The organism is Mycolicibacillus koreensis (assembly GCF_002104795.1).
In the GTDB taxonomy this organism is placed as follows: domain Bacteria; phylum Actinomycetota; class Actinomycetes; order Mycobacteriales; family Mycobacteriaceae; genus Mycobacterium; species Mycobacterium koreense.
On sequence record NZ_NCXO01000001.1, the window covers coordinates 143,579 to 165,345 of the forward strand.

The window sequence follows — 21,767 nt, forward strand, 5'->3', positions numbered from 1 at the left end:
CTCCCTACAATGCGAAAGCATGTTCGATACCATCGCGGATCTCGCGGATCTCGCCGATCTCGCCGATTTCACCGAAATCGATGACGCTGCCCTGGCCGCCGCGATCAGCGGGTGGACCCGAGCGGAGGCGGCGACCGCGGCGCGCCGGCTGGCCGCGATCGCGGAGTTCGTGCGACGCCGCGCGAACGGGCCGGTGGAATGCCAGCGGTGGTCGTGCGACAACTGGGATTCGATGGCCGCCGAGGTGGCCGCCGCGATGGGGGTCAGCCATGGCATCGCCTCGGGGCAGATGCACCTCGGCGCGGCCCTACGGGAACGGTTTCCGCTGGTGGCAGCCATGTTCGCCGAAGGAAAGATCAGCGCCCGGATGGTGAGCCTGGTCGTGTGGCGCACCGGGCTGATCGAAAACGCATCGGTCCTGGCGAAGGTGGACCGCGATCTCACCCGGAACCTGCGGCGCTACGGGCGTCTGTCGTTGAACAAGGCCACCGCGGCCATCGACGCGATCGTCGACTACCACGACCCGGGGGCGCTGCGGCGCACCCGCAACGACACCCGGAGTCGTGAAGTCGTCTTCGACAGCGAAGCGGAGAACTCTCCGGGAATCACCGCGTTCTGGGGTCGCCTCTACAGCACCGACGCCAGCGTTCTCGACCAACGGCTGACCGCGATGGCCCGCGAGCTCTGCGACGCCGACCCGCGGACCATCGCCCAGCGCCGTGCCGACGCGCTCGGCGTGCTCGCCGCCGGTGGGAAACACCTGGCCTGTACGTGCGGGAACGCGGATTGCCCGGCCGCAACCGATGCGGGCCGGGGAGCCTCGGCGGTCGTCATCCACGTCGTCGCCGACAAGGAATCCCTCGCTGCGCCCGCGGACACCGAACTGTCCGGGGAAGGGTTGGCCCCGGTCACCTCACAGCTCGTTCGGCCAGCGGCCAAGCCGCCGCTGCTGATCGGCGGGGAGGTGCTGCCCAACCCCCTGCTGGCTGAACTCGTCGCCCAAGGCGCCGCCATCCGCACCATCCGCCATCCCGGTGCCAGCGCCCCCGAGCCCGGTTACCGTCCCTCGGCGGCACTCGCCGAGTTCGTCCGCTGTCGCGATCTGACCTGCCGTTTCCCCAACTGTGACCGGCCCGCCCAGTTCTGCGACATCGACCACACCATCCCCTACGGCGACGGCGGGCCGACCTGCGCGTCCAACCTGAAACTTGTTTGCCGCAAACATCACCTGTTGAAAACTTTCTGGACCGCCTGGCACGACGAGCAACGTCCCGACGGCACCGTCATCTGGACCGCCCCTACCGGGCAGCGTCACACCACACACCCGGGTAGCAGCATCCTGTTTCCCACGCTGTGCCAGCCGACCGCCCCCGTGCCACCGCGCACACCTGGTCGCGAGCCGCCCACGCCGCAACGCTCGGCGATGATGCCGACCCGCCGCTGCACCCGAGCCACCGACCGGGCCCGCCGCATCCACGCCGAACGCGTCCTCAACGCCGAGCATGTGGCCGAGCGCAACCGCCCGCCACCGTTTTAACGGCGCCTACGCCGCACCGCGACCCCGCAACACCTCCAGCGCCTTGTCGGCGTGGGTCTCCATGCTGAATTCGCTGGAGATCACCTCGAGCACCCGCTGGTCGGTGTCGATGACGAACGTGGTGCGTTTGACCGGCAGCAGCTTGCCCAACAGCCCCCGCTTCACCCCGAACTCCGCGGCGACGGCGCCATCGGTGTCGGACAGCAGCGGGTAGTCGAAGGTGTACTTCTCGGCGAACTTCGCCTGCTTGGCCACCGGGTCCGCGCTGATTCCGACCCGCTGGGCGCCGACGGCGGCGAACTCGTCGGTCAGGTTGCGGAAATGGCAGGCCTCCTTGGTGCATCCCGGAGTCATCGCCGCGGGGTAGAAGAACAACACCACCGGCCCGTCGGCCAGCAGGGCGCTGAGCCGACGCGGGGTGCCGGTCTGATCGGGCAATTCGAAGTCGGCCACCGTGTCACCAGGTTTCATGGCCGCCACGCTACGCCGGACCGCCACGGCGCGTCTGGGAGGATGAACCGCGTGCAGACCGACACCGACGACCCGCAGGCCACGCTGTCTCGCGAGGCCTTCCGCGCGCTTGCCGCCGACCACCGGGTGGTGGCGGTGACCCGCAAGGTGCTCGCCGACGCCGAGACCCCGTTGTCGGCCTACCGCAAGCTCGGCGCGGGGCGTCCGGGCACCTTCCTGCTGGAGTCCGCCGAGAACGGCCGGTCCTGGTCACGATGGTCATTCATCGGTGCCGGTGCCCCCACGGCGTTGACCGTGCGCGACGGTGCCGCGATCTGGCTCGGCGCCGCACCGCAGGGCGCACCCACCGGCGGGGACCCGCTGCAGGTGCTGGCCGCCACGTTGGAGGTGCTGGCCACCGAGACCCTGCAGGAGTTGCCGCCGCTGTCGGGCGGGATGGTCGGTTTTTTCACCTACGACCTGGTGCGCCGCTTGGAGCGGCTCCCGGAGCGGACCGTCGATGACCTGGGTCTGCCCGACATGCTGCTGCTGTTGGCCACCGACATGGCCGCCGTCGACCACCACGAGGGCACGATCACGCTGATCGCCAACGCGGTGAACTGGGACGGCACCGCCGATCGGGTCGACGAGGCCTACGACGACGCCATCGCCCGCCTCGACGTGATGACCGCCGCGTTGGGCCAGCCGCTGCCGTCCACGGTCGCCACGTTCACCCGCCCCCAGCCGCAGTACCGCGCCCAGCGCACCGAAGCCGAATACAGCCAGATCGTCGACCGGTTGGTCGGTGAGATCGCGGCCGGGGAAGCCTTCCAGGTGGTGCCGTCACAACGGTTCGAGATCGACACCGCCGTCGACCCGATCGACGTCTACCGGATGCTGCGGGTCTCCAACCCCAGCCCGTACATGTACCTGCTGCAGGTGCCCGACGGGCACGGCGAGGTGGCGTTCTCGATCGTCGGCTCCAGCCCGGAAGCGCTGGTCACCGTCTCCGACGGGCGGGCGACCACCCATCCCATCGCCGGCACCCGCTGGCGCGGCCAGACAGACGAGGAAGATCAGCTGCTCGGAAAGGAGTTGTTGGCCGACCAGAAGGAGCGTGCCGAGCATCTGATGCTGGTCGACCTGGGCCGCAACGACCTGGGGCGGGTGTGCGTGCCGGGCAGTGTCCGGGTGGAGGACTACAGCCACATCGAGCGCTACAGCCACGTCATGCACCTGGTATCCACCGTGACCGGCCTGCTGGCCGAGGGCCGGACCGCGCTGGACGCGGTGACCGCCTGCTTCCCGGCCGGCACGCTATCGGGAGCGCCGAAGGTGCGCGCGATGGAGCTGATCGAAGAGGTCGAGAAAACCCGCCGCGGCCTCTACGGCGGTGTGGTGGGCTACCTCGACTTCGCCGGCAACGCCGACTTCGCGATCGCCATCCGCACCGCGTTGATGCGCGACGGCACCGCCTATGTGCAGGCCGGCGGCGGCGTGGTGGCCGATTCCAACGGCCCCTACGAGTTCACCGAGGCCACCAACAAGGCCCGCGCGGTGCTCGGCGCCATCGCCGCTGCGGAGACCCTCACCCGTCCAGCCGGTGGCCGGGATGGCTGAGCCGCCGGCCCGCCGCCACACCCAGATGCCGCTGCGGATCGCCCAGCTGTTGCTACTGGTCGGGGCCGGGGGCCTGTGGGCCGCCTCGCGGCTGCCGTGGGTGACGATCCACTCCGCCGACGGGCTCGGGCTGCCGACCAGCACCACCGTCGACGGGGCGACCTGGTCGTCGGGTCTGGTGGCGTTGGCGGTGGTGCTGGTGGCCGCTTCGGTGGCCACCGTGGCGGTGCGGGGCTGGCCGCTGCGACTGTTGGCGCTGTTGGTCGCCGGGGCGAGCCTGGCCACCGGATATCTGGCCGTCGGCCAGTGGGCCGGCGGCGACGTGGCGGCACGGGCCGCCGAGTTGGCCGATATCCCGGTGCAGTCGCTGACCAGCGGCACCGAACGGCACTTCACCGGTGCCGCCGTCGCGCTGGCGGTGGCGGTGGCGACCCTGGTGGCGGCGGCGCTGTTGATGCGTGCCGCCACGCATCGGGATGCGACCGCGAAGTACGTCGCGCCCGGCACCCGACGCTCGCAGGCCCAGGCCACCGGATCGGCCGGCGATGTCGCAAAGATGTCGGAGCGAATGATCTGGGATGCCCTCGACGAGGGACGTGACCCCACCGATGCCGAGGGCCGGGGCGAGGGCCGGTGAGCGTCGACACGGTACCGACGGCTACCCTTCGAGGTGCACCATTCGGTATGTGGGGAAGGAACCGACGGCCATGAGTTCGGCTACTGTGCTCGACTCCATCATCGAGGGAGTCCGTGCTGACGTCGCCGCTCGGGAGGCCCGGATCCCGCTGGAAGAGATCAAGGCCACCGCCGAGTCGGTCCCGCCGCCGCATGACGTGATGGCGGCGCTGCGCGAACCCGGCATCGGGGTGATCGCCGAGGTGAAACGGGCCAGCCCGTCCAAAGGGGAGTTGGCCTCGATCGGTGACCCCGCGGAGCTGGCCCGCGCCTATGAGGCCGGTGGTGCCCGAGTGATCAGCGTGTTGACCGAGCAGCGACGGTTCGGCGGTTCCCTCGACGATCTGGACGCGGTGCGCGCGGCCGTGTCGATCCCGGTGCTGCGCAAAGACTTTATTGTACGGCCGTATCAGATTCACGAGGCCCGCGCCCACGGTGCGGACATGTTGTTGCTCATCGTGGCGGCGTTGGAGCAGCCCGCCCTCGTGTCACTGTTGGAGCGCACCGAATCGTTGGGCATGACCGCTCTGGTGGAGGTCCACACCGAAGAGGAAGCCGACCGTGCGCTGCAGGCCGAGGCGAAGGTCATCGGCGTCAACGCCCGCAACCTCAAGACCCTGGAGGTGGACCGGGACTGCTTCGCCCGCATCGCCCCGGGCCTACCCAGCAACGTTATCCGGGTCGCCGAGTCCGGGGTGCGCGGACCGGCCGACCTGCTCGCCTACGCCGGTGCCGGCGCCGACGCCGTGCTCGTGGGGGAGGGCGTGGTCACCAGTGAGGACCCGCGCGTCGCGGTCGCTGACCTGGTCACCGCCGGAACCCACCCGTCCTGCCCGAAGCCGGCCCGCTGACCCGCTGATGGCACGTTCGTCGGGCCCCGACCTGCCCCGCCCCAGTGCCGCCGTCGCCGAACCGACCGCGCACGACCCGGACGTCGGCGGCCACTTCGGCGTCTACGGCGGGCGTTTCGTCGCCGAAGCCTTGATGGGGGTGATCGAGGAGGTCACCGCCGCCTACGACAAGGTGCGCACCGACCAGGAGTTCCTCGACACCCTCGACCGGTTGCAGGTCCACTACACGGGTCGCCCCTCACCGTTGTATGAGGCCGAACGCCTCAGTGAACACGCTGGGGGAGCGCGCATCTTCCTCAAACGGGAAGACCTCAACCACACCGGATCCCACAAGATCAACAATGTGCTCGGGCATGCGTTGCTCGCCAAGCACATGGGGAAGACCCGGGTCATCGCCGAGACCGGTGCCGGCCAGCACGGGGTTGCCACCGCCACCGCCTGTGCACTGCTGGGACTGCAATGCCGGGTGTACATGGGCGCGGTCGATACCGCGCGCCAGGCGCTCAACGTCGCGCGGATGCGGTTGCTCGGTGCAGAGGTCATCGCGGTCGAGGCCGGTTCCAAGACCCTCAAAGACGCTATCAACGAGGCGTTTCGGGACTGGGTCACCAACGCCGACGGCACCTACTACTGTTTCGGCACCGCGGCCGGACCACACCCGTTCCCAGCCATGGTGCGCGACTTCCAGCGGATCATCGGGCTGGAGACCCGGGTGCAGATCCAGGACCAGGCGGGCCGCCTGCCCGACGCGGTGACCGCCTGCGTCGGCGGCGGCTCCAACGCCATCGGCATCTTCCACGCGTTCATCGATGACCCGGCGGTGCGGCTGATCGGATACGAAGCCGCGGGCGACGGTGTCGAGACCGGCCGCCACGCCGCCACGTTCGCCGGCGGCACCCCCGGGGCCTTCCACGGCTCGTTCTCCTATCTGCTGCAGGACGAGGACGGTCAGACCATCGAGTCACACTCGGTCTCAGCGGGATTGGACTATCCGGGCGTGGGACCTGAGCACGCCCAGTTGCGCGACCTCGGCCGTGCCGAGTACCGCCCGATCACCGACACCGAGGCGATGGAGGCATTCCGACTGCTCTGCCGCACCGAGGGCATCATCCCGGCGATCGAATCGGCGCACGCGGTCGCCGGCGCACTGCAATTGGGCAAGGAACTGGGTCGCGGTTCGGTCATCGTGGTGAACCTCTCCGGCCGGGGCGACAAGGACGTCGAGACCGCCGCTCGTTGGTTCGGGTTGCTCGACGAGAGCGCGGAGCAGGAATGACCGAAAGCAGGCTGGCCGGACTCTTCGAGACTTGCCGCAGCGAGAGCCGTTCGGCGCTGATCGGGTACCTGCCGACAGGCTTCCCGGACGTGCCGACCTCGATCACCGCGATGACCACGCTGGTTGAATCCGGTTGCGACATCGTCGAAGTCGGTGTTCCGTATTCGGATCCTGGCATGGACGGACCGACGATCGCCGCAGCCACCTCGACGGCGTTGGCCGGAGGGGTTCGAGTGCGTGACACGCTGGCGGCAGTGGAGGCGATCAGCAACGCCGGCGGTCGGGCGGTGGTGATGACCTACTGGAATCTGGTGCTGCGCTACGGCGTCGACGCGTTCGCCCGCGATCTGGCCGCCGCCGGAGGTGACGGCTTGATCACCCCGGACCTCATCGTCGACGAGGCCGACGATTGGATGGCGGCCTCCGATGCCCACGGGTTGGATCGGATCTTTCTGGTGGCGCCGTCATCGACGCCACAGCGGTTGGCCACCACGGTCGAAGCAACCCGAGGTTTCGTCTACGCAGCGTCCACCATGGGGGTCACGGGCGCGCGTGACGCGGTGTCCGATGCGGCGCCGGAACTGGTGAGTCGAGTCCGCGAGGTCTCTGACATCCCGGTCGGTGTCGGACTGGGCGTGCGTTCACGCGAACAGGCCGCCGAGATCGGTGCATACGCAGATGGAGTCATCGTCGGCTCAGCATTGGTCACAGCGCTCAGCGAGAGCGTGACGGCTCTGCGCGGGCTGACGACCGAATTGGCCGCCGGGGTTCGGCAAAGGACGGCAGCACCATGATGACGGATCTGATGACCTTCCTTCCCAGCCCGTCGCGCGGCGTGTGGTATCTCGGCCCCATTCCGATTCGTGCCTACGCGCTTTGCATCGTGGCGGGCATCTTGGTCGCCCTGTGGCTCGGGGACCGACGATGGGTGGCGCGCGGTGGGCAGCGCGGGGTCATCTACGACATCGCCTTGTGGGCGGTCCCGTTCGGTCTGGTGGGCGGTCGGCTGTATCACCTGATGACCGATTGGCGCAGCTATCTCGAGCCCGGCGGCCCCGGGTGGGCCGGCATGTGGCGAATCTGGGACGGTGGTCTCGGAATCTGGGGTGCCGTAGCCCTCGGCGGTGTCGGCGCATGGATCGCCTGCCGCCGTCGCGGCATCCCGTTGCCCGCGTTCGGTGACGCGATCGCCCCGGGAATCATTCTGGCGCAGGCGATCGGTCGGATCGGCAACTACTTCAACCAGGAGTTGTACGGACGCGAGACCGACGTGCCGTGGGGATTGGAGATCTTCAACCGCGGCCCTCACGGCTGTGTGGGAGTACAGCCGTTCGACGGGGTCTCCACCGGAGAAGTCTGCGCGGTGGTGCATCCGACGTTCCTGTACGAACTGCTGTGGAATCTCGCGGTTTTCGTGATGTTGATCGTCGTCGACCGCCGCTTCCGAATCGGCCACGGGCGGCTGTTCGCCTTATATGTTGCGGGCTACTGTCTGGGTCGATTCTGGGTCGAGTTGTTGCGTTCAGACCACGCCTCGATGCCGATTGCCGACATCCGTGTCAACTCGTTCACGTCCGCTTTGGTGTTCATCGGGGCGGTGGTCTACATCGTCCTGGCCACCAGGGGACGTGAGGATCCGGCGTCGCTGGGTGGCACAGATGTCGAGGCGGGCACGGATGGCACCGCCGCAGTGGCCGCCACAGCTGCCACTGGCGCGGCTGGCGCCACCGTCGCCACCACGGACACATCCGCCGAAGAGAAGGCTCCGCTCCCGGACTCCGTGACCACTGATGCCGAGAGCGATTCCGGAGACGAGGCGATCGGCGCCGACGAGACCTCGCCTCAGGACGGCGAGGAAACCGACAGCGACAGCGAATCCGCCGACACCGCAAACGAGACCGTCACCGAAGACGAGTCGGACGAGGCTGAGGCCGACGTCGCAGAGGACGAAACCTCCGACACTGCCGGCGACACCGCCGACGAAACCAGCGACGAGGCCGACGTCGCCATCGAGGCTGAGCCCGACGACACCGACGAGGAGACCTCACCACAAGACGGCGAGGAACCCGCCGACGTCGAGCCCAGCGACGAGGCAGACTCAAACGACGAACCTGAATCCGACGACACCGTCACCGACGACGAGGCAGACGAGGCCCCCGAACTCGACGACACCGACGACGAGACCGCACCCCAAGACGACGAAGAAACCACCGACACCGTCAGCGACACCGACGACGAGGCCAGCGTCGAGGCAGACGCCACCGACGAGCCTGAATCCGACGGCGCGGTCACCGACGACACGGCCAATGACGAAACCACCGACACCGCCGACGAAGACGAGGTAGACGAGCCCTCGCAAGACGGCGAGGAAACCACGGATGAGGTCGAAACTGACGGCGCCGAAAACGAGGACTCGGACGCCGAGACCGGCGACGCCACCAGCCCCGATGCCACCGACGAGGACGCTGACGACACCACGGATGAGGACACCGACGAGGAGACTCCCAACGCGTCGGAGTAGCGGGGGCAATGGTGCGCCGCGCGGCGAACCGACCCGCACGACTATGCTGGCCTCGTGACACGACGCGGAAAGATTGTCTGCACGCTCGGTCCAGCAACCAGCAGCGGCGAGATGGTAAAAGCCCTGGTCGAAGCCGGGATGGATGTCGCGCGACTGAACTTCAGCCACGGTGAGCACGCCGACCACAAGCTCGCCTACGAGCGGGTGCGGATCGCCTCGGACGCCACCGGCCGGGCCGTCGGCGTGCTCGCCGACTTGCAGGGCCCCAAGATCCGGCTGGGAAAGTTCACCGCCGGGTCGGTCTATTGGTCTGAAGGGGAGATCGTTCGTATCACCGTCGAGGAGTGCGCAGGCACCCACGACCGGGTTTCCACCACCTACACCGATCTGGCCAACGACGCGGTGCCCGGTGACCGCGTCCTGGTCGACGACGGCAATGTCGGCCTCGTGGTCGACGAGGTCGACGGCAACGACGTTGTCTGCCGAGTCGTCGACGGTGGACCAGTCAGTGACCACAAGGGCATCTCGCTGCCCGGGGTGAATGTCTCCGCGCCGGCACTGTCGGACAAGGACGTTGAGGATCTGGAGTTCGCCCTCGGCCTGGGGGTCGACATGGTGGCCCTGTCGTTCGTCCGGTCGCCCTCCGACGTCGAACGGGTGCACGAGGTGATGGACCGCGTCGGTCGACGTGTCCCGGTGATCGCGAAACTGGAGAAACCCGAAGCGATCGAAGACCTGGAAGCGGTCGTCCTGGCCTTCGACGCGGTGATGGTGGCCCGCGGCGACCTCGGCGTCGAAATGCCGCTGGAAGAGGTGCCGCTGGTCCAGAAGCGGGCGATCCAGATGGCGCGGGAGAACGCCCGACCGGTGATCGTGGCCACCCAGATGCTCGAATCGATGATCGAGAATGTCCGACCCACCCGCGCCGAGGCCTCCGACGTGGCCAACGCGGTTCTCGACGGCACCGACGCGGTGATGCTGTCGGGGGAGACCGCCGTCGGCAAGCACGCGCTGGCGGCAGTGCGCACCATGAGCTCGATCCTGCGTGCGGTGGAAGAGGATTCGACCGCTGTGCCGCCGTTGGCGCATCTACCCCGGACCAAGCGGGGTGTCATCTGCTACGCAGCCCGCGATATCGGGGAGCGCCTCAACGCCAAGGCGCTGGTGGCGTTCACGCAGTCCGGTGACACGGTGCGCCGGTTGGCGCGCCTGCACTCACCGCTGCCGCTGCTGGCGTTCACCTCGCTGCCGGAGATCCGCAGCCAGTTGGCGATGACATGGGGCACCGAGACGTTCATCGTGCCCGAGCGTCACTCCACCGACGACATGATCCGCGAGGTGGACAAGGCGATGCTGGAGCTGGGCCGCTACGAGCGGGGCGATCTGATCATCGTCGTCGCCGGCGCGCCGCCTGGCACAGTCGGTTCGACCAACATGATCCACGTGCACCGCATCGGTGAGGACGATGTCTAGTGTCCAGCAGCGACTTCGCCGAACTGCTGACGCTTCTCGACCTCTCCCGTATCGACACCGACCGATTCACCGGCACCCACCCGAGTAAGAATCCGCCACGCACGTTCGGGGGTCAGTTGATGGCCCAGTCGTTTGTGGCCAGCAGTCGCACCTTGGAACGCGACCTGCCTCCCAGTGCGCTGTCGGTGCATTTCATCAACGGCGGCGACATCGACAAGGACATCGAGTTCCAGGTAATTCGATTGCGCGACGAGCGGCGCTTCGCCAACCGCCGCGTCGACGCCTACCAGGACGGCAGGCTGCTGGCGTCGACGCTGATCTGCTATCTGGCCGGCGGTGACGGCCTCGAACACGGGATCACACCCCCGGAGGTCGCCGCCCCGGAGACACTGCCACCGGTGACCGACCTGCTGGTCGGCTACGAGAAGACGGTGCCGCTGTTCATCGAAGCGCTACGGCCAATCGAATGGCGTTACACCAACGACCCCGCCTGGGTGATGCGGGACAAAGGTGAGCGGCTCGAGTACAACCGCGTGTGGGTCAGGGCGGACGGGCCGATGCCCGACGACCCGGTGCTGCACACCGCCGCGTTGGTGTACTGCTCGGACACCACGGTGCTGGACTCGATCATCACCACCCACGGACTGTCCTGGGGCTTCGACCGGATCTTCGCCGCCAGCGCCAACCACTCGTTGTGGTTTCACCGGCCGATCCAATTCAATGATTGGCTGCTGTACTCGACATCGTCACCGGTGGCCACCGACCTGCGGGGGCTGGGCACCGGTCACTTCTTCGACCGCGCCGGTCAGGTCGTGGCCACGGTCGTGCAGGAAGGTGTGGTGCGCCACTTTCCCAGCCGCTCCCGGTAACCGAGCGGGCTGCAGACGCCATTGCGGGACAACGGCTGTCGCCGGCAGATGGTGAGTGGCGACGACCACAGTCTGCTCCGGGTGGAATACTCCGCCGTCGGGGTCGAGCACGGCGGTCAGGAGCCGGTCACTGTCGGCGGCGTCGAGATTCTCGGTGGGCTCGTCGAGCAAGATCACCCCGGCCGGGACCAGCATGGCGCGCGCCAACAGCACACGCCGGCGCTGCCCCGCCGAGAGCGCCTCGGCACCGCCGTCGAGCACGGTTTCCAGACCGTTGGGCAACCCGGCCAGCCAGTCGCCCAGACCGACCCGGTCGAGCGCCGCGAGTATCTGCGTATCGGTGCTGTCACCGCGAGCGACCAGCAGGTTGTCGCGCACGGTGGTGGCGAACAGATGCGCATCCTCGGCGAAGAACAGGATGCGGCTGCGCAATTCGTCCTCGGCGAACTCGCCGATGGATCTGCCGTCGACGGTCACTCCGCCGCGAAGTGGTGCCAGAAGACCGGCCAACGTCATCAGCAGTGTGGTCTTGCCCGCACCGCTGGGCCCGGTCACCGCCAGCCGTGTCCCGGTGGAAAGGTCAAGGGTAACCGGCTCGTTCAGCGCGCGGTGGTGTCCGACAACGAGCTGTTCGGCACGCACGTCGCCCGTGGGGCATGCCCGCGGATGTCCGACGGTGGGCACCGGTGCCGGCGTCGCCAGTTCAGGCGCCACCGCGAGCAGGTGGCGCGCGGCGATGCGGGAACGGGTGAGTTGGATCGCCGCGGACGGCAGGACCGTTGTGGCCTCGAATGCCGACAGCGGCAACAGCATCAGGATCGCCAGCGTGGTGGGCGCCACGTCGGGAGCGATCGCGATGCCGGCCACCACAGCAGCGATCACACTGACCGCGGTGGCCGCGGTCGGCATTGCCTCCGCCCAGGCGGCAGGAGCGGCAGCCGCATCGGTCGCGGCACCCCAGTTCCGTTGGTGACGTTGCGATTGCGTGATGAACTCCGGTAGCCGCCCACTGATCCGCAACTCGGCCGCGTGCTCGAGGGCGGTCACCGCCGCCACATCGCGCTCCCCGTGGTGGCGGCGGGCCAGTTCTTCGGCCGAACCGGCCGCACGGCTCGCCACCCAGGGGGCGATGACGCCCGCGATGAGCAACCCCAGGGCCAGCATCACCGCGGCCGGCACCGAGATGACCGCGATGACGCCGACCGCGATGACCGCCAGCACCGCCCCCACGGCGATCGGTAGAACCGCCCGCACCAGCACCTCGGCGAATGCGTCGACGTCGGCGCCGAGGCGGGCCACCAGCGTGCCGCTGGGAACACCGGTGGTGATCTCGACCGGTCCGTAGGCGAGGCGCCGATACAGCTGCACGCGGGCGCTCCCGGCGGCCCGCAGCGCCGTGTCGTGGCTGGCCAGACGCTCGCAATAGTGCAGCACACCGCGGGCTATCGCGCAGGCCCGCACGGTCACCACCGCCACCGACAGGTCCAGGATCGGCGGCATCTGCCAGGCCCGGGTGATCAGCCACGCCGACACCCCCGCCAACCCGAGTGCCGCAATCAGCGACGCGGCCCCCAGCACGATGGCCAACGCCAACCGGGGCAGCCGCGGACGCAGCAGTCCGACGGCGCTGCACAGGGGATCGCGGTGGCGGTCAGGGCGCGACATGAGCCCCCTCCGTCACCTCGATGATCTGGTCACCGATCGCCAGCACCGGGTCACGGTGTGCGGCGATGACCACCGTCGCTCCCGCGCGGGCACGGTCGGCGATCGCGACGAGCGCCCGTTCCTCGGTCGCCGCATCGAGGTGCGCGGTCGGCTCGTCGAGCAACAGCAGCCCGGCCGGGGAACCGAGGGCACGGGCCAGACCCAGCCGTTGACGTTGCCCGAGGGACAGGCCCACGCCGCCGCGGCCGATCCAAGTCTGCAGCCCCTCGGGCAGATCATGCAGCACCCGGTCGAATCCACTTGCCGCGCAGGCACCGTCGATGTCGGGCAACGCACCGAACAGAGAAAGGTTGGTCGCGACAGTGCCGGGCACCAACACCGGGCGTTGCGGCAACCAGGCCAACCGACGCCACCACGACGCCAAATCGAGCTCGGATAATTCCGTGTCGCCCACCCACACTCGGCCGCCGGTCGGAGCGGTGAGGGCGGCGAGAACCTGCAAGGTGGTGCTCTTTCCGGCCCCGTTGGCCCCGGTGAGCACGGTGATCTCGCCGGGGCGCAGGGTCGCCGCCACCCGATGCGGCGCGGCCCGACCCCGACTCGCCACGGTGAGGTCCTGCAGGCGGATCACCGCGGCATCCTCCGGTTCCCGCTGGCCACCGGCCGGCAGATCGGAGGGTTCATCGATGAGGGCGAAAGCACGTGCCGCCGCGGTTTTGCCGTCCTGCGCGGCGTGGAATTCCACTCCGATGCGTCGCAGCGGCCAGTACACGTCGGGCGCCAGCAGCAGCACGGTCAGGCCGGTGGTCAGGCTGAGTTCACCGAACACCAGCCGCAATCCGATGCTCACCGCGATCAGGGCGACACACAGCGCCGCCAGCAACTCCAACACCAGGGCGGAGAGAAACGCGACCCGCAGGGTGGCCATCGTGGAGTGCCGATGGGCGTTCGACAGCTCGGCGATGCGGTCCTCGGGCTCGCTCGCCCGGCCCAGCGCACGCAGGGTCGGAATGCCGGCGACCAGATCCAGTAGCCGCGCCCGCAAGGTGGTCAGGGTGGACAGCGCGGCCGCGGAGCGGTCGGCGGTGGCCACCCCGATCAACACCATGAACACCGGGATCAGCGGCAAGGTCAACGCCACTAGCAGTGCCGATTGTCCATCGGAGCAGGCGATGACCACCACGGTGGCCGGGGTGAGCACCGCCGCCAGCAACAGCGCGGGAAGGTAACCGGTCAGATACGGCCGCAGCCCGTCGAGGCCGTGGGTGACGATGGTGATCGCCTCGTCACGTTCGACGGCGACCCGGCGTGGCGACCGGGCTGTGACGGCGCCGAGGACCTGCGCGGCCAACTCGGCGATAACAGCGCTGGCGCCGCGTTGTCCCAATCGGGCCTGCAGCCACCGGGTGAGGGTACGTACCGTCCACAGGCCGGCCAGAACCACCAGCAGTGGCGCCCATGCCGACAGGCTGCGCGCTGCCGGTTCGGTGATCACCGCGGCGGCGATGTGGGCCAGCAGAACCGCTGTGCCGATCGCGCAGCCGGAGATGACGACGCCGCAGGCGACCGCGGCGACCAGGTACCTTCGCATCGCCGCGGAGGCCCGCCACAGCCGAGGGTCGACCGGGGCGCGCTCGGCCCTCAGGATGGATGCCTCGTCAGCCCGGTCGACGCGGGGATCCGCTCAGCAGAGATGCGTTGGCGGAACACCCAATACGTCCAGCCCTGGTACACCATGACCAAGGGGGCGAAGATCGCTGCGGCCCAGGTCATGATCGTGAGGGTGTACGGCGTCGACGATGCGTTGTAGATCGTCAGACTCCAGTCGGAGTTGGTGGTGGAAGGCACCAGGTTCGGGTACAGCGCACCGAACAGCAGGACGACCACCGCCGCGACCACCACGGCGGTGGCGAAGAACGCCCACCCGTCGGCGATGCGACGCCACACCAACGCCACCGCACCCACCAGCGCCGCGACCGCAACTGCCAGCACCGCCCAGGTCCATCCCTTGCCGTGGGCGATCTGGGTCCACACCCCGAAGCCGGCGACCGCCGCGATCGCCGGAAACGCCAGTCCGCTGGCGAAGCGGAGGGCGTCGTCACGGATGGCGCCGGTGGTCTTGAGGACGACGAAAACCGCCCCGTAGAACAGGAACAACGTCGCGGTGGCCACGCCGCCGAGCAGCGTGTAGACGTTGAACACGTCGGTGAGGCTCAGGTGGATCTGGTGTTCGGCGTCGACGGGCAAGCCGCGCACCAGCATCGCGAACGCCACCCCCCACAGCACCGCCGGCAACCAGGAGCCGGCGGCGATGCCGAGGTCCGCCCAGCGCCGCCAACGGGGGTCATCGACCTTGCCGCGCCATTCGATGGCCACGACCCGCACGATCATGCCGACCAGAATCGCCAGCAGCGGAAGGTACAGCCCCGAGAACACGGTGGCGTACCAGCCGGGAAACGCCGCGAACATGGCCCCGCCGGCGGTGATCAGCCACACCTCGTTGCCGTCCCAGACCGGTCCGATGGTGTTGAGCGCGGCGCGCCGATGAGCCTCGGCGGTTTCAGGCGGCCCGTCGGCGACCCACCCGAAGGGCGCCATCAGCATGCCGACACCGAAGTCGAACCCCTCCAGCAGGAAGAAGCCCAGGAACAGCACGGCGACCAGCACGAACCACACTTCCTGCAACGCCATGGTCATCGACTCCCTTCGGGGCTCAGTAGGCGAACGACAGGGGCGCGATCTCGTCGTCGCCGGATCGCGGCGGTGTAATCGGTTCCGCGTCGTGCTCGTGCGGGCCCTCCACCACGTAGCGTTTCAACAGCCAGAACCAGATGACCGCCAGCACCGCGTAGACCAGCGTGAAGGTCACCAGCGAGATCACAACCATGGCCGGACCGTGCCCGGAGACCCCCTCGGCGACGGTGAGGCGCACCTGTTGATCCCCGGTCGGGTTGGGCACCACCACCCAGGGTTGGCGGCCCATCTCGGTGAACACCCATCCCGCGCTGTTGGCGAGGAACGGGGCGGGCAGCGTCCACAGCGCGAACCGCGACAGCCAGCGCTGGTCGGGGATGCGTCCGCGCCGGGTACACCACAGGGCGGCCAGCGCGAACAGCACCGGCACCGCCAGCAGTCCGATCATCGCCCGGAACGACCAGTAGGTGACGAACAGGTTGGGCCGATAGTCGTTGGGGCCGAACCGTTGTTCGTAGTCGGCCTGGATGTCGCGGATGCCTTGCAGGGTCACCCCCGAGAGCCGGCCCTCGGCCAAAAACGGCAGCACGTAAGGCACCTCGATCACCCGGGTGAGGTGATCACAGTTGTTCTGACGCCCGACGGTCAGGATCGAGAAATCCGGGTCGGTCTGGGTGTCGCACAGCGACTCCGCCGACGCCATCTTCATCGGCTGCTGTTCGAACATCAGCTTGCCCTGGATGTCTCCGGTCACGAACAGTCCGGCGGCCGCAACCAACGCGACCCAGCAGCCCAGGATCGTGGCCGGCCGGTACATGCCGGTGGCCTCCGCCGAGGGCGCGGCCGGGGAGGATCCGCCGCGGTGGTGGGAGCGCACCATCAACCACGCGCAGACCGCGGCGACGAACGTTCCGGCGGTCAGCAGCGACCCGACGACAGCGTGGGCGACCGCGGCTTGGGCGGTGTTGTTGGTGAACAACGCGACGATGCTGGTCAACTCGGCACGTTTGGTCTCCGGGTTGTAGCGGGCGCCCACCGGGTGCTGCATGAACGAGTTCGCGGCGATGATGAAGAACGCTGACAGGTTCACCGCGACCGCCACGATCCAGATGCAGGCGAGGTGAACCAGTTTCGGTAGCCGACCCCAGCCGAAGATCCACAAGCCGATGAACGTCGACTCGAAGAAGAACGCGGCCAAGCCCTCCAGCGCCAGCGGTGCGCCGAAGATATCGCCGACGAACCGCGAGTACTCGCTCCAGTTCATCCCGAACTGGAATTCCTGCACGATTCCGGTGGCGACACCGATCGCGAAGTTGATCAAGAACAGCTTGCCGAAGAACCGGGTGAGCCGGTACCACGCGGGGTTGTCGGTGAGCACCCATACCGTCTGCATGACCGCGATCAGCGGGGCCAACCCGATGGTCAGCGGCACGAAGATGAAGTGGTAGACCGTCGTGATACCGAATTGCCAGCGGGACAGGTCCAGGGCACTCATCGGCTCAACTCCTCGGAGCGGCGACACCAGTCCTACGGAGTGTAGTAGATCGCGGCGCCTGAGCCTAGGGGGCGCCGCGGACCGATCCCGCTAGCGGGGCGCCAGCACCCGGTCGACGCGGTTGGCCGCGCTGCGCATGCTCAGCGCGGAGAGGATCTCGAAGACCCCGATCACCACGAGCCAGCAACCGGCGACCAGGGTCAAGATCGCGATCGACTCGAACGGCGAGGCGAGCATCACCACCCCGGCCAACAGGCTCACCACACCGATGAAGATCGTCCACCCTCGACCGGGCAGCTCGGCGTCACTGACGGCGGCCACGGTGGTGGCGGTGCCGCGGAAGATGAACCCGATCCCGATCCAGATCGCCAGCAGCCAGATCGCCAGCAGCGGGTCCTCCCCGAAATGACGAAACGCCATGACCGCCAGGATCAGCGCAGCGGCACCGCTGATGAACGACAGCACCCGGCCGGCGGCGCTGATATGCAAACCGAAGGCGAAAATGACCTGCGCGACGCCGGTGACCAGCAGATACAGGCCGAACAGCACCGCTGCGACCAGCAAGGTCTTGCCGGGCCAGGCCAACACCGCCACGCCGAGGACCACGGTCAACAGCCCCGAGACCAGCGCTGATTTCCACAACTGCGGCAACATATTTGACACCCCGGTCATTTCCATGTGGCCAGTGTTGCACACTTGTGCCGGTTATCTCAGGCGAAGCACGGATCAGGTTCCGACCGGCGTGTCCGTCGCGACCTCGGCCCGCGCCGCGGGCAACGATAGAGCGGTGTGGTCCGGTAAACGGTGCGTGGCGGTGCTGGGGGTGGCCGCGGTGCTGGTCGGCGGCTGCGTGCACAACGTCGACGAGCCGGCCGGGCTCCCCACCGCCACCGTGACGGTGTCGCGGATCGCCACGCTGGCCGCGTTGCTGCCCGACGAGGTTGCCGCTCGCGGCCGACTGGTGATCGGGGTCAATCTGCCGCAGCCGCCCAACCAGTTCCGGGATTCCGCCGGGCGCATCGTCGGATTCGACATCGACCTGATCACCGCCGTCGCGACGATCTTGGGGCTGCGGGCGGACTACCGGCAGGCCGACTTCGAAAAGATCATCCCCGCGGTCCGCGCCGGCGGCTACGACATCGGGACCGCGTCGTTCACCGACACCCGCGAGCGCGAAAGGGTGGTCGATTTCGTCACCTACTACGCCACCGGGACGCTGTGGGTGCAGCGCGCCGGATCGACACTCACCCCGCAGAGCGCTTGCGGCAGCACCGTCGCGGTGCAGACCGCGACGATGGCCGACACCCACGAGGTGCCCGCCGAGAGTGCGGCGTGCCGCCGCCGCGGCCTGCCGCCGATCGAGAAGGTGAAGTTCGACCGGCAGGACGTCGCCACCAATGCACTGATGCTCGGCCGGGTAGCGGCGATGTCGGCGGACCAGCCGGTGTCGCTGTGGGCGATCGAGCAATCCGGGGGACGGTTGGTCGCTGCGGGGGAGCCCTCGACACCCACCCCCTACGGCTGGCCGGTCGCCAAGGACTCGGGGCTGGCCGAACCGATCCGGCAAGCCCTGCAGCATCTGATCGACACCGGCGACTACCGGCGTATCGCCGCGGCGTGGAACCTGACCTCGGGAATGGTCTCCGCGGCGGTGATCAACGGCGCCCTGAACTGACCCCCGACCGAAAGGACCACGGTGAGCACGGAGTTCTCGACGGTCTCGGCCCCAGCGCCCATCGACGCGGTTCCGCTGCGCCACCCGGGGCGCTGGATCGCCGCCGCGGTGGCTCTGGTGGCGGGCGGGTTGTTCGCCTACGGTGCCGCCACCAACCCGGCCTACGGCTGGCCGATCTACCGCCGCTACCTGTTCGACGAACGAATCGTCGCGGCCGCCTGGAGCACTGTGCAGTTGACGGTGCTGGCGATGGCGCTCGCGGTGGGCCTCGGGGTGACGTTGGCGATCATGCGCGGCTCACCGAACCCGGTGCTGCGGGTGCTGTCCTGGGTCTACCTGTGGGTGATGCGCGGAACGCCGGTGTATGTACAGCTGATCTTCTGGGGACTGTTGCCCACGCTGTACGGCAATCTGCGACTGGGGGTTCCGTTCGGTCCGACGGCGGCACACCTCGACCTCACCGACCTGTCGGCAGGTTTCGTGCTCGCGATCATCGGCCTCGGCCTCAACGAGGCGGCGTATCTGGCCGAGATCATCCGAGCCGGGATCAGCTCGGTGCCCGAGGGGCAGGTCGAAGCGGCCACGGCGCTGGGCATGACACGACCCCAGGTCCTGCGCCGTACCGTGTTGCCGCAGGCGATGCGGGTGATCATCCCACCCACCGGCAACGAGGTGATCAGCATGCTGAAAACGACGTCGCTGGTGACTGCGGTGCCCTACAGCCTGGAGCTCTACGGGCGCTCCCGCGACATCGCCGGGGTGATCTTCGAACCGATTCCGTTGCTGCTGGTGGCCGCCACCTGGTACCTGGCGATCACCAGCGTGCTCATGGTCGGCCAGCACTACCTGGAACGCTATTTCTCGCGCGGGGTGTCGCGCAGCGCCCGCCGCGGGGAGCCGCGCCCGTGAGCGCCGGGGTGCCGATGGTGCAGGCCGACCGGGTCTGCGCCGGCTACGGCGGTACGACGGTGCTGCGCGATGTCAGCCTGCGGGTCGAGCGCGGGCAGGTGCTGTGCCTGGTCGGGCCGTCCGGGTCGGGGAAGTCGACGCTGCTGCGCTGTGTGAACCATCTGCATCCGATCACCGCGGGACGGTTGTATGTCGACGGCGATCTCGTCGGCTACCGCGAGTCCCGGGGCAAGCTGCACGAGTTGCGTCCGCGGGACATCGCCCGGCAACGTCGCACGATCGGCATGGTCTTTCAGCAGTTCAACCTGTTCGCGCACCGCACCGCCGTGGAGAACATCATCGAGGCGCCGATCCTGGTCAACCGGGTCCGCCCCGACATCGCCCGACGACGAGCCCGCGACCTGCTGGACCGGGTCGGATTGGCCGACAGCGCCGACGCCTACCCGGTGCAGCTCTCCGGCGGCCAGCAGCAGCGGGTGGCGATCGCGCGGGCGCTGGCGATGGACCCGACACTGATGCTGTTCGACGAACCGACCTCGGCGTTGGACCCGGAACTGGTCGGGGAGGTGTTGGCCGTCATGCGCGCGTTGGCCCGCGACGGCATGACGATGCTCGTCGTCACCCACGAGATGGGGTTCGCCCGCGACGTCGCCGATCAGGTGGCCTTCCTCGACCGGGGTGTCGTCGTCGAGAGCGGCCCACCGGCGCAGGTGCTCACCGCGCCGCGCCACGACCGGACAAAGGCGTTTCTATCGCGGCTGCGCTGACGCCGTGGCGCGCAGGCTGCTGACGGGCGCATACACCTCGGCGAGGAACTGTTCGACGGCCCGTGCGGTGTGGTGAGCCCGCGGCGAGCCGAAGATCTCGAACGCATGCTGGGCGTAGGGCAGTTCGGCATAGACGACCGGGTTGTGGCTGGCCTCGCGCAGCCGGGCGGCGAAGTCGCGGCCCTGCTCGACCGGCACAAGAGAATCGTTGCGGCCGTGCAGCACGAAGAACGGCGGCGCATCGGGACCGACATAGCTGACCGGCGAACTCGCTTGGTACACATCGGGGAAGCGACGCCGGCTCTGCTTGAACACATACGACTGCAGTGCCGGCACCAGCAGTGGGTGCATGCGGCTGACCGTGCCGGTCATGTCGTAGACGCCGTAGAACGGCACGGCGGCGCGCACCGAGGTGTCGGCGTCTTCGAAACCGGGCTGGAACTCCGGGCGGTTGGGGGTCAGTGCGGCCAGCGCACTCAGATGTCCGCCCGCCGATCCGCCGGTGATCGCCACCCAATCCGGGTCGCCGCCGTAGTCGGCGATGTTCTCCTTGGTCCAGGCCAGCGCCTGTTTGACGTCGACGATGTGATCGGGCCAGGTGGAGCGGGGACTGAGTCGGTAGTTGATCGATACGCACACCCAGCCGAGGTTCACCAGATGACTCAGCAGCGGATAGGCCTGGTGACGTTTGCTGCCGACCATCCAGGCACCGCCGGGCACCTGCAGCAGCACCGGGGCCTTCGCATCGGGGGCGAGGTCGGGGTGACGCCAGATGTCGAGGTGGTTGCGGCTGCCGTACCGGCCGTAGGACACATCGGCGGCGTGGACGTAGTGGCGCACCGCGCCCATGGTGCGCACCACCCCGGCGGGTTTCACCGCCGGGACCCCCGCCGCCGTGCGCGACCACACCCCGGTGGCCGAGCTGCGCCGGTCGGTGCCCAGTTCGGCGTCGAGCGCGGCGGTCAGCGGCTGATCGGCTTGCCGACCGATCCGGTCGAGTCCGGCCAGGCCCAGCCACGACAGCGCCGAGAGCAGCCAACTGACCTTGCGCGCCCGCGGGGACAGCCACCGCGACACCGCGGCCAACGCCGCCGACTGCCCGGCGATCAGCGTCAACGGCAGCTCGGTGGCGAACACCCCGGCGGCGAACGCGTACAACGAGCCGTAGCCGTCCTTGGTCAGCGGGCGATACCCGTTGGCGGTGACGGCGACCCCGGTCAGCGTGGCCAGCAAGGCGGCGAGTTTCTTCATGGCCACACTTAACCATCCGTCACACCAACCTCGACGCGG

Annotated in this window: 18 protein-coding genes and 1 pseudogene; 12 read left to right on the plus strand and 7 right to left on the minus strand. The window is 68.6% G+C overall.

Going from position 1 to position 21,767, the window contains the following annotated elements:
• Positions 1-19: 19 nt before the first annotated feature.
• Positions 20-1,537 carry an HNH endonuclease signature motif containing protein gene (locus B8W67_RS00700; RefSeq protein ID WP_069392304.1) on the plus strand — a complete coding sequence of 506 codons (1,518 nt, stop codon included), beginning with the start codon at positions 20-22 and terminating at the stop codon, positions 1,535-1,537.
• A 6-nt stretch (positions 1,538-1,543) separates the two neighbouring features.
• On the opposite strand, the gene B8W67_RS00705 is transcribed toward B8W67_RS00700, so the two are convergent.
• Complete coding sequence (locus tag B8W67_RS00705; RefSeq protein ID WP_069392305.1) at positions 1,544-2,008, minus strand: peroxiredoxin; 465 nt, start codon at positions 2,006-2,008, stop codon at positions 1,544-1,546.
• Positions 2,009-2,050: 42 nt separating this feature from the next.
• Between B8W67_RS00705 and B8W67_RS00710 the strand changes: the two genes are divergently transcribed.
• From B8W67_RS00710 to B8W67_RS21190, 8 genes are all read left to right on the plus strand, one after another.
• Complete coding sequence (locus tag B8W67_RS00710) at positions 2,051-3,607, plus strand: anthranilate synthase component I (protein ID WP_069392306.1); 1,557 nt, start codon at positions 2,051-2,053, stop codon at positions 3,605-3,607.
• The gene (locus B8W67_RS00715; protein WP_069392367.1) at positions 3,600-4,244 is read left to right on the plus strand and encodes a TIGR02234 family membrane protein; all 645 of its coding nucleotides are present in this window, start codon (positions 3,600-3,602) and stop codon (positions 4,242-4,244) included. Before B8W67_RS00710 ends, B8W67_RS00715 begins: the two co-directional genes overlap by 8 nt.
• Positions 4,245-4,314: 70 nt before the next feature.
• Positions 4,315-5,133, plus strand: coding sequence for an indole-3-glycerol phosphate synthase TrpC (gene trpC, locus B8W67_RS00720; protein ID WP_069392307.1), 819 nt, complete (start codon positions 4,315-4,317; stop codon positions 5,131-5,133).
• Between the two features lie 7 nt (positions 5,134-5,140).
• A complete protein-coding gene (trpB, locus tag B8W67_RS00725; RefSeq protein ID WP_069392308.1) occupies positions 5,141-6,409 on the plus strand; it encodes a tryptophan synthase subunit beta in 1,269 nt (422 codons plus the stop codon).
• Positions 6,406-7,203, plus strand: a complete 798-nt coding sequence (gene trpA, locus B8W67_RS00730) for a tryptophan synthase subunit alpha (RefSeq protein ID WP_069392309.1) — start codon at positions 6,406-6,408, stop codon at positions 7,201-7,203. The genes trpB and trpA overlap by 4 nt, the downstream gene beginning before the upstream one ends.
• Positions 7,203-8,930 (plus strand): prolipoprotein diacylglyceryl transferase, encoded by a 1,728-nt coding sequence (gene lgt, locus B8W67_RS00735; protein ID WP_069392310.1) that lies wholly within the window; start codon positions 7,203-7,205, stop codon positions 8,928-8,930. The genes trpA and lgt overlap by 1 nt, the downstream gene beginning before the upstream one ends.
• A gap of 54 nt (positions 8,931-8,984) precedes the next feature.
• Complete coding sequence (pyk, locus tag B8W67_RS00740) at positions 8,985-10,403, plus strand: pyruvate kinase (RefSeq protein WP_085301790.1); 1,419 nt, start codon at positions 8,985-8,987, stop codon at positions 10,401-10,403.
• Positions 10,403-11,272: an acyl-CoA thioesterase II gene (locus B8W67_RS21190; protein ID WP_109470116.1), complete on the plus strand. Its 870-nt coding sequence runs from the start codon at positions 10,403-10,405 to the stop codon at positions 11,270-11,272. Before pyk ends, B8W67_RS21190 begins: the two co-directional genes overlap by 1 nt.
• A 42-nt stretch (positions 11,273-11,314) precedes the next feature.
• Here B8W67_RS21190 and cydC read toward each other — a convergent pair.
• From cydC to B8W67_RS00770, 5 genes and pseudogenes are all read right to left on the minus strand, one after another.
• A pseudogene (cydC, locus tag B8W67_RS00750) lies at positions 11,315-12,937 on the minus strand (thiol reductant ABC exporter subunit CydC); the annotation flags it as partial.
• Positions 12,924-14,528, minus strand: a complete 1,605-nt coding sequence (gene cydD / locus B8W67_RS00755) for a thiol reductant ABC exporter subunit CydD (RefSeq protein ID WP_069392313.1) — start codon at positions 14,526-14,528, stop codon at positions 12,924-12,926. The pseudogene cydC and the gene cydD, both read right to left, overlap by 14 nt.
• 50 nt (positions 14,529-14,578) lie before the next feature.
• Positions 14,579-15,628 (minus strand): cytochrome d ubiquinol oxidase subunit II, encoded by a 1,050-nt coding sequence (cydB, locus tag B8W67_RS00760; RefSeq protein ID WP_085301794.1) that lies wholly within the window; start codon positions 15,626-15,628, stop codon positions 14,579-14,581.
• A 22-nt stretch (positions 15,629-15,650) separates the two neighbouring features.
• Positions 15,651-17,126: a cytochrome ubiquinol oxidase subunit I gene (locus B8W67_RS00765; protein WP_085301796.1), complete on the minus strand. Its 1,476-nt coding sequence runs from the start codon at positions 17,124-17,126 to the stop codon at positions 15,651-15,653.
• A gap of 90 nt (positions 17,127-17,216) precedes the next feature.
• Positions 17,217-17,780, minus strand: coding sequence for an HdeD family acid-resistance protein (locus B8W67_RS00770; RefSeq protein WP_069392316.1), 564 nt, complete (start codon positions 17,778-17,780; stop codon positions 17,217-17,219).
• 88 nt (positions 17,781-17,868) lie between these two features.
• Between B8W67_RS00770 and B8W67_RS00775 the strand changes: the two genes are divergently transcribed.
• The 3 genes from B8W67_RS00775 to B8W67_RS00785 are packed head-to-tail and all read left to right on the plus strand — an operon-like array spanning position 17,869 to position 20,477.
• Positions 17,869-18,801 carry an ABC transporter substrate-binding protein gene (locus B8W67_RS00775; protein WP_234806621.1) on the plus strand — a complete coding sequence of 311 codons (933 nt, stop codon included), beginning with the start codon at positions 17,869-17,871 and terminating at the stop codon, positions 18,799-18,801.
• Positions 18,802-18,822: 21 nt separating this feature from the next.
• Complete coding sequence (locus tag B8W67_RS00780; protein WP_085301799.1) at positions 18,823-19,710, plus strand: amino acid ABC transporter permease; 888 nt, start codon at positions 18,823-18,825, stop codon at positions 19,708-19,710.
• Between the two features lie 14 nt (positions 19,711-19,724).
• Positions 19,725-20,477 carry an amino acid ABC transporter ATP-binding protein gene (locus B8W67_RS00785; protein WP_069392368.1) on the plus strand — a complete coding sequence of 251 codons (753 nt, stop codon included), beginning with the start codon at positions 19,725-19,727 and terminating at the stop codon, positions 20,475-20,477.
• Here B8W67_RS00785 and B8W67_RS00790 read toward each other — a convergent pair.
• Positions 20,460-21,728, minus strand: coding sequence for an alpha/beta hydrolase (locus tag B8W67_RS00790; protein ID WP_085301801.1), 1,269 nt, complete (start codon positions 21,726-21,728; stop codon positions 20,460-20,462). The two genes, B8W67_RS00785 and B8W67_RS00790, sit on opposite strands and share 18 nt — an antisense overlap.
• Between the last annotated feature and the right edge of the window lie 39 nt (positions 21,729-21,767).